The following is a 15,486-nucleotide window of genomic DNA, read 5'->3' on the forward strand; positions in this document are numbered from 1 at the left end:
GTGTGACTACTTCACCACCGCCAACAGATCACCGGCTTCGACTTGAATGCCGCTCTTGGCAAGCAGTTGTTCGACCGTGCCGGCGCGGTCGGCGTAGATAATGGTTTCCATCTTCATGGCTTCCAGCGCCATTAGTTTGTCACCTTTACTGACCGAGTCACCAACTTCGACAGCCACCGCGATGACCATACCGGGCATACTGGCAGCCACGTGAGTGGGATCGTTGGCATCGGCGCGAACACTGGTGGTGGCGGTCGCTTGTTGCGAGTTGTCGACAACTTCGATTTCGCGCGACTGACCATTCAATTCAAAGAAGACCGTGCGTTTGCCATCGGGTTTGGCCTGGCCGATCGTCAAAAAACGCACAATCAAACGTTTGCCAGTTTCGATATCGATAGCAATTTCATCGGCGACATCGGGGCCGAAGAAGAAACACGGAGTAGGCAACACGCTGACATCGCCGTATTTCTTGTAATGCGCCACGTACTCTTCATACACCTTGGGGTACAGGATATGAGTTACGCACTGCTGGTCGGTTACATCACCGCTCAAAATCTCGCTCAGCTTCTGGCGAGTTGCTTCGATATCGGCTGGTGGCAAGGTTTCACCCGGCCGCCCGGCGACGATCGGCGTATCGCGCAAGATGGCCTTCTGAACATCGGCAGGAAAACCACCCGGTGGTTGGCCCATCATGCCGCTGAGCAAATCGATCACCGAAGCGGGGAACGACAGTTCGCGTTTTGATTTGACGATATCTTCGGCCTGCAAGTTATTGGAAACAAGCATCAAGGCCAGGTCCCCCACTGCCTTGGAGGTCGGTGTAACTTTGACGATATCACCTAGCACGGCATTAACGGCGGCATAGGTGTGGCAAACTTCTTGCCAACGATCGGCCAGGCCCAGCGCCCGTGCTTGTTGATACAAGTTGGTGTATTGTCCGCCGGGCATTTCGTGTTCGTACAAGTCGCCACCGGCCGAGAGTGGTTCGCTTTCAAAGGGCGAATAAAATTCGCGCACCGCTTGCCAATAGGCGGACAGATCAACCAATACCTCGGACGATAACTGGCTCTCGCGTGGCCCGAATCGCAGGGCTTCGACCAACGTATTCAAGTTGACTTGCGATGTCCCACCCGAGAGCGAGGCTAAGGCCGCATCGGCGATATCCAAGTCTTCGCCGGCCGCGGCCAAGATCGAGGCGGCTTGGATGCCGGCGGTATCGTGCGTATGAAAGTGAATAGGAATGCCGATCTCTTGCTTGAGGGTCTTGACCAGCACTCGCGCGGCTTCGGGCTTGCAGAGACCAGCCATATCTTTGATGGCCAGCATGTGTGCGCCCATTTTTTCGAGCTGTTTAGCCAAATCGACATAGTACTTCAAGTTGTACTTTTGGCGTTTGGGATTGAGGATATCGCCGGTGTAACAAATGGCTGCTTCACAGATGGCACCGCTTTCAACAACTGCATCCATGGCCACGCGCATGTTCTCGACCCAGTTGAGCGCGTCGAACACGCGGAACAGGTCGATGCCTGCCTGGGCAGCTTCTTTGACGAACAACTGCACAACGTTATCGGGATAGTTGGTATAACCGACGGCATTGCTGGCGCGCAGCAGCATCTGAAAGATGATGTTCGGAATCCGCTCGCGCATCTGCGTCAAACGTTGCCAAGGATTCTCTTTCAAAAATCGCATGGCCGTATCAAACGTCGCTCCGCCCCACATCTCGAGCGAGAAAAATTGTGGAGCCAAGCGCGCGTAGGCATCGGCAATCTCCAACATATCGTAAGTGCGCAGACGCGTGGCCAACAGCGATTGATGCGCATCGCGCATGGTCGTATCGGTTAGCAAGAGCGACTTTTGCTCGAGAACCCACTGCGAAAATTTTTCGGGGCCAAGTTGTTTCAAGCGATCGCGCGTGCCAGGAGGCATCGGCATACCCGGCTTGATTTCGGGAACCGGGGCAGGCTCGCGGCGTTTCAGCGGCGCGCCACCTTTGGCCTGTGCATTGCCATTGACCAAGGTATCGGCCATAAAGCTAAGCACGCGCGTCGCGCGATCGCGCCGTCGTGGCAATTCAAACAACTCGGGCGTAGTATCAATCATGCGCGTCGTGGCCTTGCCGGCCAATAGCGTTTCATTGGTGGCCAGTCGAATCAAGAACGGGATGTTCGTCTTGACGCCCCGAATACGAAACTCTTGCAGAGCCCGCTCCATGCGCTTGGCCGCTTCGCCCAGATCGCGGCCCCGCGCGGTCACTTTCACCAGCATGGAGTCGTAAAATGGATTGACGACCGCGCCGCTAAAGGCACTGCCCGCATCCAAGCGAATGCCCATCCCGCCAGCGCTACGATAGTGCGTAATGCGTCCATAGTCGGGACGGAACTGATTGATCGGATCTTCGGTCGTCACGCGGCATTGCATCGCAAAGCCGTTCGTTTTCACTTCGGCTTGCGTCGGCAAGCCGACCGCATCGTCACCCAGTTTGTGGCCCATCGAAACCAAAATCTGCGCCCGCACCAGGTCGATGCCCGTAACTTCCTCCGTAACAGTATGTTCGACTTGAATACGTGGATTGACTTCGATGAAATAGAACTGTCCACTGTCGGCATCCAGCAGAAACTCAACCGTGCCTGCGGCTCGATAGCCAACATAGCGGCCAATGGCCAGTGCCGCTTCATGCAGCCCGCGGGCGGTCTTGGGGTCGAGATTGGGCGCGGGGGCGAGTTCAACCACCTTCTGATGGCGACGCTGTACTGAGCAGTCGCGTTCGTAGAGATGAATCAACTCGCCGTAGCTGTCGCCCAGGATTTGCACTTCGATATGCCGAGCGTTGCGAACCAGTTTCTCAACGAAGACTTCATCCGAACCGAAGGCGTTGAGCGATTCACGCTGAGCCGTTTCCAAAGCATTTGCCAAAGCAGCTTCGTTTTCGACCACCCGCATACCGCGACCGCCGCCGCCTTTGGCCGCCTTGAGCATAACCGGGTAGCCCATGGCCGCCGCCCGTTTCTGGGCATCGTCCAGCGAGGTCACCGCATTGGGACTGCCGGGCAGAACGGGCACGCCGGCCTTCACGGCAATTTCACGCGCGGCCACCTTGTCGCCCAGGTCCTCCAGGGCTTTGACCGATGGTCCCACGAAAACCACGCCTGCAGCCTCCAGGGCCGCGGCAAACTTCGGATTCTCCGATAGAAAGCCATAGCCTGGATGAACAGCATCCACCTTGTACCGCTGGCAAATGTCGACGATGGCATCGATATCCAAGTACGAGCGTATCGGCTCACCCGGTTTCCCGATCTGGTACGCTTCGTCCGCTTTGAACCGGTGCAGAGCGAAACGGTCTTCGTGCGAGTAGATAGCGACGGTGCGAATTCCGAGTTCATGCGCACTTCGGAAGACACGGGTAGCGATTTCGCTGCGGTTGGCAGCCAAAATTTTGCGGATTGGTTTCATCAGACTAGCAGCTTAGGGGAGGCGGGAAATGGGGATGGCCAGACTATTTGAACGACGCGCGTCGGATAAGTAAACGGTAGACACCTCTCCCAGGCGCGCCTTGGGGAGGTGACCGCGTCACCTCTCCATGCGCAGCATGGGGAGGTCGAATCGAGGCTGTGCGGATTCGGGAGGGGTCTGGGAAGTTCGAGTTGTTATTACCGCAAGAGTCTTGCCTGGCGCATGGCCCCCTCCCGCCGACGACGGCTAAACGCCGCGTCGGCGACCTCCCCCGCTCCGCGGGGGAGGTGACAGTCACCTCTCCATGCGCAGGAGAGTGCTGATTTAATTCCAATTTGCTCTGGCATGGGTATTATGGTTGAAGAGGCCGACGTTCCAACTCGGTGCAATCATTATGCTAACGAACCATCGCGATTTTTTGTTTGAGATTCGTGCGTCGGATCTGGCGATCTATAAGCGTGTGCTGCCGCTCAAGTCGCCCCTTTTAGATGCGTTGGAGATAGTCCCCTGGGAAAGTTTCCGGCCTGAGCTGGAGAAGTATTATTGTCGTGAGGGAGGTAGGCCCACCCTGCCAGTAATCCTCCTCCTGAAGGTGTTGTACCTGCAATATCTCTATCATCTATCAGACAGCAAAGTCCTAGAAAGAGCCAGTTCGGATTTATTGTTCCGCTGGTTTCTGCAAGTGCCGATTACTTGTAAGTTGCCGGACGGAAGTACTTTGAGTCGCTTTCGGGGTCGCATCGGAGAAGAGGGGATGCAGAAAGTTTTCGACCGACTGATCAGCTTCGCGCGCAGCAAGGGCCTTGTCAGCGATCGGTTGCGACTTAAAGATGCCACACACGTCTATGCCAATATTGCTGTGCCCACCACGTTGAAACTGCTGGCGCAGCTGCGAGAAAAGATGCTCGCTGCTATCGAGCCCATTGATGCTGAGGTCGCTCAAGGATTCCGTATCCGAACCGATCGAAGCCGCGTCGAAACCGAGAAAGAATCCGAGGAGATTCGCCTTGATGCTCGTCTGGATTTAGTCGGCGACATCCTGACGTGGATGCTCGAGCAGCCCGATCCATCCCAAGAGAGTGATTGCCAAGAGTCTTGGAAACGATTCATCGAAGTACGTGCGCTCGCTCAAAAGATCGTGAGCGATTGCTTGAACCCAGGTCAGGGTGATCGCACGCTGAGCGTGGTTGATAGCGATGCCCGCCGCGGAATGCATGGCGAGTTTTACGACGGCTATTTGGTCGATGTGTTGATGGACGCCGATAGCCAGCTGATCACTCAACTTGAGGTGCTTCCGGCAAACGGTGCTGAGGCCCAAGACGCGGTTCATCTGATTGAACGCGAACAGCAAGCTCATGGCAACAAGATCGAACAGCTATCCCTTGACGGCGCGGGATTTAACGGGCCAATGCTGCGCGCGTTGGAAGGCCCTGGCGGGATGGAAGTTGATGTGATCACACCGCCGCGTGACTTCGGCAACGATGAAGGCTTTGCTTCGACGGCGTTTGCATTGACCTCAGACGGCGAGCATGTGACATGTCCAGCTGGCCACACATCCAATAAAGGATTTCAAGATGCCACGAAGCCTAACCGCACGACGTTCGACTTTCCGGCTAAGAAATGTTGGGGCTGTCCGTTGCTCGCGCAGTGCAACCCCAAGATGAAAGAGACCAGCCGTCGAGGTCGACGAGTGAATAAGAATGAGTATGAAGAAGAATACAAACGTGCTCGTCAGAAGTCCAAGACAGAGCAATACCAACAAGTCCGGCGTGAGCATCCGGCCATCGAACGGAAGTTAGGGGAAGTGGCTCGGCACGGGCGCGGTCGTTGTGCAAGATACTGCGGTCTGGCAAAAGTGAAGATCCAACAACTGATGACATGCTTCACAGTGAACGTCAAACGACTGGCAAAACTGCTTGCCGTGGAGCGCTGCGCACCGACTGTCGCAATCGGGTGAAAAAAGCCGTTCAAATCGCCGCTTTGGGCAGTCTGGGCTAAATTTCGCCTCGAGACGAACCAGGATTCGTAAATAACAACCTCCCCAGCGCGTTGAGTCAGCAAAAAAACAACCGCCCCACATCAATAAGAGACTACGCTTTGCTATTATCGCATCGCTCTCCGCAGCATGGGGAGGTCGAATCGAGGCTGTGCGAGATTCGGGAGGGGCGAGTCCACGACGCAAGGGCAAAATTGCTGGTATTGAACTCGAACTCCTCACCAACCGCCTGCGTACATTGCCATAACGATCATGGATTTTGACATTGACCGGTGGTGGGCTGTCGACGCCGCCCTCGGTTTCGAGCAGAATAACGCTACCTATCTAACCTACCGACGATCTTCTCTTGCCGAGTTGCTACGAACGCTATGGATCTGCTGCTTAATCAAACCTTCGCGACCGGCCTGCTGGCTCAAACCAATACCGCCACGGAATTTTGGCTAATCAAATGGGCTAGCCCATTCTTTTTGGTGGGTTGTGGAGTGCTGCTGGGCTTATTGGTTTTGGCCGTTTTCCTGATCCTGACCAAGATTCTCTCGTACATTTCGCCCTGGGAAAGCCTGTCGCGATCTTCCGCAGGCCATGTGGCCGGCGCGGTTCTGACGGCGATTATTGCTGGGGCAGTGATCGTCGGTGTAAACAACTACGGCTTTACGGGACGTGAGAGCAACCTTGAACGTGGCTTGATCTTTGTCGCCGTGGTGCTGCTCAGCGCAATTGCCGGTTGGGCCCTTGCCTTTTGTCCTGGCAGAAAGTCTGCCGATACTTTGATTGCCACGCTGACCGAAGGTGCCTCGTCGGTGCTGGGCATTGTATGCATGGTTGTGATGGTCGTCGGTCTGCTGTCGGGCCTGCTGTTTCCGCAACCGATGGTCGCCTTGGAGAGCATTCCGCGTTTGTTCCAGACCGGCACGCGTGAATATACACAGACCATTCCGGGTACTCCCGAAGCTGGACGCGATCAAGCCAAGCTGGTCGAAGTACCGCTGCAACTCGAGTATCAGTTGCTAACCAGCCTGGTGATCAAGAGCACGACGATGGTCGATTTGGCTGACGCAGCCGATAGTGCCGACTTCTTCGAAGCTCCTCAACAGATCGAAGCCGGTGGCGAACTGACCTGGTCGCGCAAAGACGGTCGTGCACCGCCGATTCCTGTTACTGGTGAACGCAAACTGCACGTGCTGAACCGCGAAGTGGTCGATGGCCAGTTGACGATCATAGCGACAACAACTCCACCGGTACCAGAAGCCGCCACGATTTTGATTACGGCCATCATCGTCTTCTTGACTGCTTTGGCAGTGCTCTTGCAACAAGCGGTCGCTCCGCGGGCTTCGGCCGTGGCGCTGGCGACGATCAAGAACGAACTGGCTCAACCGCTGTTCCTGGTTCTGTTGGTGATGGGCTTCTGTCTGATCATCCTGTTTGTGTTCTTGTCGTTCTACACCTTCGGCGAAGATATCAAGCTGCTGAAAGAATGCGGCATTGTGGTGATCATGTTGTTGGCCGCCTTCCAAGGCATCTGGTCTGCCAGCAGTTCGATCAGCGAAGAAATCGAAGGTCGCACGGCGCTGACGGTGCTCAGCAAGCCTATCCAGCGACGTTCGTATGTGCTTGGCAAATTCATGGGCATCTTCTGGGTGGTCGCCATGTTGTTTGTCATTCTGGGCACACTGGAACTGGCCATGGTCGCTTACAAGCCGATCTATGAAGCTCGCGAAAACTCGTTGGAAATGCCGACCTGGCAAGATTGCCATCGTGAAATGGTAGCCACCGTGCCTGGCCTAGCTTTGGGTTTGATGCAAGCCACGCTGCTTAGCACATTCAGTGTGGCCCTGGCCACCCGATTGCCACAGCTGGCCAACATCGCAGTCTGCTTTGCTGTCTACGTGATTGGTCACCTGGCCACGCCCATCGTCAGCGGTGCCTACGAAGGATTCCCGATCGTAAAATTCGTGGCCCAGTTAGTGGCAACCGTCACGCCGATTCTCGAACACTTCTCGATGCAAGCCGCCATCGATGCCGGCAGTCCCATCCCGATGTCGCTGCTCTCCGGTACGCTCGTCTACTGCGTACTGTACATGATGCTCTCGATGTTCTTGGCGTTGTTGCTGTTCGAAGATCGCGACTTGGCATAGTCTCCTTTCGCTCCGCGAAAGGCAAAGTGCTTTCGCGGAGCAAACGACACTGTGGTCCAAAGTCTCGCTCATCTTGCGCAGAAAATCCAAGATCCTTTTGCGGAGCAAAAGGAGACACTATTTCTCCTTGGCGTGAAGAATGCCATAATCCCGCATTCGACCTGTCAACGCGCTTGGAGTCGTGGAGAATAGCCGTGGAACCCTCAGAGCAAGCTAGCCAGCTGCGCGATCAGATTCGCTATCACGATCAGAAATACTATGTCGAAGCTGCGCCTGAGATCACCGACTTAGAATACGATCGTTTGCTCGCCGAGCTAAAGAAGCTTGAGCTTGATCATCCCGATCTGGTAACCGCTGATAGTCCCACTCAGCGGATCGGCGATCAGCCGGTCAGCGAACTCAAGCAAGTTCGCCATCAAGTGCCCATGTTGTCGATCGACAACACGTACAACATGGACGAACTGAAAGCCTTTCTCACGCGGGCTCAGAAGAATCTGGGACTTGCACAAACGGCTTGGGTCATGGAACTGAAGGTCGATGGAGTGGCCGCCGCCGTAGTTTACGAAAATGGCTTGCTGGTGCGCGCGGTAACGCGTGGCAATGGCGAAGTCGGTGACGATATCACCCATAACATTCGCACGATCCCCGATGTACCGCTCCGCCTGAGTGGTAATCCGCCACCGCTGCTGGAAGTGCGTGGCGAAGTCTATATGAACAACAGCGAACTGGTCAAGCTAAACCTGCAACGCGTGGCCGATGGCGAGGCGCCCTTTGCCAACACGCGCAATGTTACCGCCGGTACAGTGCGCATGCAGGATCCGCGCATCTGCGCTCAACGGCATTTGCGGTTCTTTTGCCATGGCGTGGGTTACTGCGAAGGCATGCACAGTGAAACGCATGTCGACTTTCTAAAACAACTCAACAGTTTCGGGTTGCGATCCACTCCCAAGGTGCGACTGTTTGATTCCGTTGAAGATGTCGTATCGGCCGTTGATGAACTGGAGCAAGAACTGCATGAACTGGATTTCGAGGTCGATGGCCTGGTATTCAAACTGAACCAGTTCGACCTGCGCGAGAAACTCGGACGCACCAGCAAGAGTCCTCGCTGGGTAGTGGCTTACAAGTTCGAAAAGTATGAAGCCGTTACCAAGCTGAATGAAATTCGTGTTCAAGTCGGCAAGACTGGCACGGTCACGCCGGTGGCCGAGTTGGAACCAGTGCAGTTAGCCGGCACCACCGTCGCCCGCGCGAGCTTGCATAACGCCGAAGAAATCCAACGCAAGGACATTCGTGTCGGCGACTGGGTGGTGGTCGAGAAAGCCGGCAAGATCATTCCACACATTGTGCGTGTGGAACAACATCGTCGCGAGACAGAATTGCCTGCTTACCAGTTCCCGACGCATTGTCCCCAGTGTCAGACGGAACTGGTGAAAGACGAAGCCGGTGTTTACATTCGCTGTCGTAACGAAGTCTGCCCAGCCAAATTGCGGCAGAAGCTACGTTACTTTGCCAGCCGGGATGCCATGGAAATCGATGGGCTGGGCGAGAAGATCATCGATCAACTGGTCGAAGGTCGGCTAGTCAATGGCTATGGTGACCTGTATCGCTTGACCAATGACCAGTTACTGACGCTGGAAGGTTTCGGCAAACGCAAGGCCGAGAAACTGCTCGAGGGCATTGCGCAGAGCAAGCAACGCGGCCCGAGTCGCGTCTTGGCCGGCATCTCGATTCGGCATGTGGGTCAACGCGTGGCCAGCATTTTGGCTAAGAAGTACGGATCGCTTCCCAAACTGGCTGAAGCGACCGCGGCGGAATTGTCCGAGATCGACGAAATTGGACCGACGATCGCGGAGAGCATTTATGAATTTTTCCACAGCGAATATGGTCGAGCCACAATCGACGACCTTGCCAAAGTTGGCGTTTCGCTCGAAGATGAACAGGCAGGTCAGGCTGCGACTGCCGGAGACGGCGCCGCCACTGCGCCCGGCATGTTTGCGGGCAAGACCTTCGTCGTCACTGGAACACTCGTGCGTTACAAACGCGACGAGATCGAGCGATTGATCGAAGGATTGGGGGGCCGTGCAACCAGCAGCGTATCCTCCAGCACAAGTTATCTGGTGGCCGGTGAAAAGGCTGGCAGCAAGTTGGATAAGGCTCAAAGTCTGGGGGTGCCAGTGCTGAGCGAAGACGATTTTCAGAAGTTGATCGAGGCGGGTAGCTGATGTCCGTAACCGAATTTTCGCCCCAGCAATTGCAAATTATCAATTACCCGCATCCAGGCCTGCGACATGTGGCCAAGCCTATCAAGCGCGTCGACAGCATGTTGAAAGAGATCGCCGCGCGCATGATTGAGCTGATGTATCAATATCGCGGAGTCGGCCTGGCAGCCACTCAAGTCAACTTGCCCATTCGCTTGTTTGTGTGGGACCCGACCGGCGATCCGGAAAGCGGGCAGGCGGCCGTGTTTATCAATCCCACCATCACCCGTCCCCGCGGCAACGACTCCGCCGAAGAAGGTTGCCTGAGCATTCCGGGACTAAACGCCAAAGTCATCCGCGCCAAAACCATTCATATGAGCGCCTACACGATCGGCGGCGCAGAAATTAACGAAGATTTCTCGGACTTCGAGGCCCGCATCTTGCAGCACGAAACCGACCATCTGGACGGCGTCATGTTCATCGATCGGCTGACTCCCGTACAGTTGAAGGACAACGTCGAACCCTTGACCGACTTGGAAGCCATCTACCATTCGCGTCAGCGCTTAGGCGAAATGCCGCTGGACGACGAATTGATTGCAGAATTGAGTCAGTGGGAGCAGCGATACTGCTGAAGACCTTTACGACTTTCTGTCGCACTGGTAGGATTCGATCGGTTGATTTTTACGAGGCGACTAATCAGGCTCATGAGGGGCGGCGCGAGCCGAAGGCGTCTTTCGGTATAGTCCCTCTCTGGAGCGGGGCAGCATTGGCCCCTGTATCACAAAAGCATGACTGTGTTTGTCTTTGGGCATCGTAATCCCGACACCGATGCCATCTGTGCGGCGCTGGCCTACGCTGATCTGTTGCAACGAACTTCACGCCCCGATGCGATCGCCTGCTGCTGTGGTGCGCCCAATAAACGGACGGAATTTGCCCTCGAGCGAGCTGGACTGTCCGCGCCCCGCATCGTAATGGATGTTCGACCCGAAGTTGGTGACGTCTGCCGGCGCAATCCCATCATTGCTCGCACCGGCGAAGTCTTCTTCGAAGTCTACCAACGCATGAACGAGTACAAAATCGGCGCCATGCCGGTACTGGACGATGAAGGCAAGTTGGCTGGCGTGCTGACGCTGTTGAATTTGCTGCAATTGGTTTTCGAAGGCGATAACGATCCGATTCGATTTCGACAGGTATCAACTTCCGTCGACAAGATTTGCCAAGTCATCAACGGCGAATACCAACATGTGCTCGATGCTGAATCGTCATCGGAAATGATGGTCATGGTCGGCGCGATGAGCGCCGAAGGTTTCACCAAACGACTGCACAAGTTCGATCCACGGTTGTTGATCGTGGTTAGCGGTGACCGCCCCACGATACAACTGCCCGCGCTTGAGCATGGCGTGCGGGTCATGGTCGTCACCGGTGGTTACAAGCTATCGCCAGGCTTGCTGCAACTGGCCAAAGCCAACAATGTCACCGTGATCAACAGCCCGCTGGATACAGCGACCACGACCATGCGCATCAAGATGGCTCGCCAGATCGACGACGCGATCGATAGCGATGGTCTGACATTACACAACAAAGACACAGTAGCAGACGTTCGTCGCTCGGTAGATCGCAGTCGGCAAAAGTTATTCCCAGTGCTCGATGACAATGGCAAACTGTTCGGTGTGCTGTCGAAAACCGACTTGGTCAATCCACCGCGACCCAAACTTGTACTGGTCGATCATAACGAACTGACGCAAGCCGTGGTCGGGGCCGATGAGGCCGATATCGTCGAGGTCCTGGACCATCATCGCTTGGGTGGTTCACTAAAATCTTCGGAACCTATCCGCTTCATTAATGAACCGGTGGGTTCGACTTGCACGCTAGTCGCGCGACAGTTTCGCGCCGCCGGTCTGACACCTTCGTCCGGTATCGCTCTGTGCATGGCGTCGGGCATCATCTCAGACACACTGTTTTTGCGCTCTCCCACTTCAACATCTATCGACAAAGATTGCCTGGATTGGCTGCGCGGTTTTTGCACTTGCGATTTGGATGATTACGCTCGCCAGTTCTTTGCCATCGGTTCCGCGCTGCGCAGTTGCACTTCGAAAGATGTTATTCGCGAGGACTGCAAAGAGTTCACCGAACATGACATCCGGTTTTCGATTTCGCAGATCGAAGAGATCGGATTCGAGCTATTCTGGCAGCGCAAGGACGAGATTCTGGCGGCGCTGGTGGAAATGACCCAAACCCGAGGTTTGGAGTTTTCATCTTTGCTGGTGACCGACATCGTTTCCAACGGCAGTCTATTGCTGATGTCCCACGAGCCCGACTACTGGGAGGAGATCAATTACCCGCGCGTCGATCGTCACATCTACCAGCTCGACGATGTCGTCAGTCGCAAAAAGCAGCTCTTGCCGTTAATCGCCCGCCTAATCGCCAGCGCTCGCGACAAAGCCCGAGATAATTGAGCCACTCGTAGCGGAAGCCGTTCCCTCGTAGCGGAAGCCGTCAAGGCTTTCGGCATTGTCAACATGAATCCGTAGCGGAAGCCGTCAAGGCTTTCGGCATTGTCAACACTTCCTCGAAACGCTTGACGCGTTCCGCTACATGAAACGCTTAACGCATTCCGCTACCGGTGGAGCGTCATCACTTTATCGCATCCAGCTCACGCTGCCTTGGCTAGCGACTTGTCCGTTGTTCACTTCCTGAATCGTGAACTCGGCCCATACGGGCATGTGGTCCGAGATCAGCTTGGCTTGTTCTTGGCTGATGTTGTAAGCTGTCTGCAGATCAAAGACACCCGACCTGCCGGTGAATTCGCGCGTGGCCGCGCGATTGACCAGAATGTTATCGTTGGTTTTGGTGCGAGTGAAGTTGGTGGGCAAGCCCACAATCGTGGGTAGCAAGTTAGGTACGTTCGCCAGGTTACGGAAATTCTTGGGATCAGCATTCAGGTCGCCCAGCAGGATAATGTCGTCCTCGGGATAGGCTCCTTGGTAGAAGAAGTTGGACACGTTGATATAGACGCTGGCCAATGTATTGAGCTCTTCATTTACCAGGTCCGGGTCGGTATGCATGTTGATCAGCACAAACCCAAAGGGATTCGGGGCCAAAGTGGCAAAGCGACCTACGAACGGCTCGCGGTGCAACAGATCTTCCTCATCACGCATCACAAAACATGCATCTTGGCGTGTAGTGACACGTGTCGTATCGAAGACGAATGCATATTGCTCGAGATAAATGCTGCGACCAACCGGTTCGCTGATGACGTAGCTGTATCGACCTCCGCTAGCGTTGACATATTGCAGCAACTGAGAAAGCGTCGTCTGGTCTTTGCTCGTGATTTCTTGCAGGGCGATCACATCGAAGCGTTGGATGATGTTGGCAAAGTACTGCATGACCGTAGGATTGGCCAATTTGCTCGGGCCCAGTCTTTGCATGTTGAACGAACCGATGAGGATAGTGGCTTGGGTTCGTTGGGGGATGGGCATGACCTGCGTATTGGTCAGCGGCACATTGCGCCCAGTCGATACGGGTACGCCCGGAATTTGTCCGTCCGGTGACATTCCTCCAGGAACTGTGCCACCAGGCAATAGACCACCAGGAACTAATCCGCCAGGCAGTAACCCGCCACCGTTTTGTATCTGTTGACCGACGCGTCCAATTTCTTCCGTGACGCGCTGTTCAACTTGCTGTCCAACTTGTTGGACGATTTCTTGTGGCGGTTGACAGCCCAGGTAGCCACCGATGGAGATCAGGACTGTAATGAGCATTGGAAAGAACGGTACTCGGCGCATCCCATCGCCTCCTTGCAACGGGTCGACTAATTCGCTGATCCGCGAAAGAGTGCTGGGTTTTCGACGCTTGGATCGCGAACGTCCTGCTCGCATAATGGTTGGTTCTTTGCGGGTTGAACCGTTGAGCACTATCGGCCCAGGGCAGCCGAAGCAATGCGTTTCAGTCTGGGACTACCATCCTTGGCAGCCTGCTCCAGTAAATTTGTCGTGCTTGCAGTGAGCGGGCCAATCATGCTCAGCGCTCTGGCCGCTTCTTCACGCAGCAGTGGCTCCTGATCGGGCCGCAGAGCTACAGCCAGTTGCGATTCGACTGCTGCAGCGTCCTGAGCCAAGCGCGCGGTCAGCTTGCAAGCCCAGATGGCCACAGCCGATTCATCAGCCGTGATCAGCTTCTGCAACGTGGGTAGTGATTGAACCGTTGGCGTGCCACAATTCTCAAGTGCTTCACACGCCCAGTTGACAATCTCGTCATCCGAACTGCGCAAGCTCATTAGCACTGCCTCGAGGTTTCCGAGCGTGGCGGCGGAATCGTTGGCTAGTTCTTGCAGCTGCGGTAGCGTTAAGTTGGTGGTTGACGTAGCCGTACCCATATCCAGCAGCGCTTCCTTTCGCATGGGATCCATGTGCCAGCGCGAGCATGTGAATAACTCACAGGCTGGTGAAACTGGCTGGCATCTGGCATAAAGCTCGATGCCATAGTTTCAGTAGGTTATCCAGAGAAGCAGCACAAGATCACTTCTTTGAAGTGTCATCCAAGTGCTGCGAGGCACCTGCGGCTGGTGGAGGTTTGGGGACCGCGCTGGTTGGATTAGCGTTACTAGCCGGTGTGACTGCCGCGGAAGCAGGTGCCGGTGTGGCGCCCGCCGGTGAAGCGGCCGGCGCAGTAGCGGTGGCTGGCGTAACAGGTTGGCCAGGCTCGGGCGATTTGACGGTTTCTGTTCCAGGTGTTTCCTCATCTGAATTGGCAAGTTTGGTGAAGACTTGCGAGCGTTTGTAATCGACCAACTCCTCAGGCTCGTCGTCCTCATGCGGCACAAGCTTACCCACCGCTTTGCCAAACATGCGGCTACCGGCGAAACGAGTGCCTTCGTAGATCGTTCCGTACTGCAATGGCCCCATCCCTAAGACCCACGTATCGCGCGCCGAACTACCAGCCCGCGCAATGCCGGATTGCCACACGGGTTGCAACGATTGACGTTCATAAGCAAAGAGCGCCAACTTGGCAGCTCCTTGTTTGGCTTCCTTCTTGGCAAAAGATATCTCGGGCAAGAGCGGAATAAACGGCGCCCCGGCTAGCGAACTGGCGGCGGTTGAGAATGAACTGCTCGATGGCAAGCCGTAGGTAATCGCGTGCCCATCAAAGCCCATCGCACCCAGCCGAGCTTCGACAATGATGTCAGCCTCCTCACGTTTTTCGCACACATAGACTCCAGCCGCCATCAGTTGCTGCCGCAGGCTACTTGTAACATACTCACTATGTACAAGCGATGGACTGGGTGTGGGCACGCCCTTTTGACTGGGCATGTAGGAGTTGTCCAAGAAGACTTTGTGGCCAGTAAGCGGACGAAAATCGATCTTGGCCACCGTCGTGTCGATGGCGTCGCTAACCAACAACTGTTCGGTGGCCGTAAAAGTTTTGGTAGTCCCACAGCCGTGAACAGCTAGCAAAATCAACAATGCAAGCGCAACGCTCCACAGCTGGCCCCTACCAGCAGTTGCGCGCGATGAGTTGAGTTGGATGGTGGCTGGAAACAAGCGAATCATGCGAAGCTTAGGTAAGGTGGGAACTTTGCACTCTAGGCCCGGACGCTAGTGCCTTCGGGACAGTACAAGATCCACCCGCGCAGTTGTAGGTCGATTTCCGATTTCTTTGGCGTGTAGAGCAGCTGTCCTCAGCTGCTCAGAACCCTCTAACCATATCT

At 55.4% G+C, this 15,486-nt stretch carries 9 protein-coding genes; 5 read left to right on the forward strand and 4 right to left on the reverse strand.

Annotation, left to right across the window (positions count from 1 at the left end; translation table 11 throughout):
* Positions 1-6 precede the first annotated feature (6 nt).
* The gene (locus tag SH573x_RS19125; RefSeq protein ID WP_479349314.1) at positions 7-3,450 is read right to left on the reverse strand and encodes a pyruvate carboxylase; all 3,444 of its coding nucleotides are present in this window, start codon (positions 3,448-3,450) and stop codon (positions 7-9) included.
* 394 nt (positions 3,451-3,844) lie between these two features.
* On the opposite strand from SH573x_RS19125, the gene SH573x_RS19130 reads away from it, so the two are divergent.
* The 5 genes from SH573x_RS19130 (at position 3,845) to SH573x_RS19150 (ending at position 12,235) form a co-directional block, all read left to right on the forward strand.
* A complete protein-coding gene (locus SH573x_RS19130; protein WP_479349076.1) occupies positions 3,845-5,407 on the forward strand; it encodes a transposase in 1,563 nt (520 codons plus the stop codon).
* Between the two features lie 407 nt (positions 5,408-5,814).
* On the forward strand, positions 5,815-7,581 hold the full coding sequence (locus SH573x_RS19135) for a hypothetical protein (protein ID WP_479349315.1): 1,767 nt from the start codon (positions 5,815-5,817) through the stop codon (positions 7,579-7,581).
* A 194-nt stretch (positions 7,582-7,775) separates the two neighbouring features.
* Positions 7,776-9,803, forward strand: coding sequence for an NAD-dependent DNA ligase LigA (gene ligA, locus SH573x_RS19140; protein WP_479349316.1), 2,028 nt, complete (start codon positions 7,776-7,778; stop codon positions 9,801-9,803).
* Positions 9,803-10,411 carry a peptide deformylase gene (def, locus tag SH573x_RS19145; protein WP_479349317.1) on the forward strand — a complete coding sequence of 203 codons (609 nt, stop codon included), beginning with the start codon at positions 9,803-9,805 and terminating at the stop codon, positions 10,409-10,411. Before ligA ends, def begins: the two co-directional genes overlap by 1 nt.
* A gap of 156 nt (positions 10,412-10,567) precedes the next feature.
* Entirely contained in the window at positions 10,568-12,235 is a 1,668-nt protein-coding gene (locus SH573x_RS19150) for a putative manganese-dependent inorganic diphosphatase (RefSeq protein ID WP_479349318.1), read from the forward strand.
* 183 nt (positions 12,236-12,418) lie between these two features.
* On the opposite strand, the gene SH573x_RS19155 is transcribed toward SH573x_RS19150, so the two are convergent.
* The 3 genes from SH573x_RS19155 to SH573x_RS19165 form a co-directional block, all read right to left on the reverse strand.
* Positions 12,419-13,564 (reverse strand): endonuclease/exonuclease/phosphatase family protein, encoded by a 1,146-nt coding sequence (locus SH573x_RS19155; RefSeq protein ID WP_479349320.1) that lies wholly within the window; start codon positions 13,562-13,564, stop codon positions 12,419-12,421.
* Between the two features lie 128 nt (positions 13,565-13,692).
* Entirely contained in the window at positions 13,693-14,178 is a 486-nt protein-coding gene (locus tag SH573x_RS19160; RefSeq protein WP_479349321.1) for a HEAT repeat domain-containing protein, read from the reverse strand.
* Positions 14,179-14,296: 118 nt separating this feature from the next.
* Positions 14,297-15,328, reverse strand: a complete 1,032-nt coding sequence (locus tag SH573x_RS19165; RefSeq protein WP_479349322.1) for a DUF6655 family protein — start codon at positions 15,326-15,328, stop codon at positions 14,297-14,299.
* Between the last annotated feature and the right edge of the window lie 158 nt (positions 15,329-15,486).

It is taken from the genome of Rania fehmarnensis (assembly GCF_056494185.1).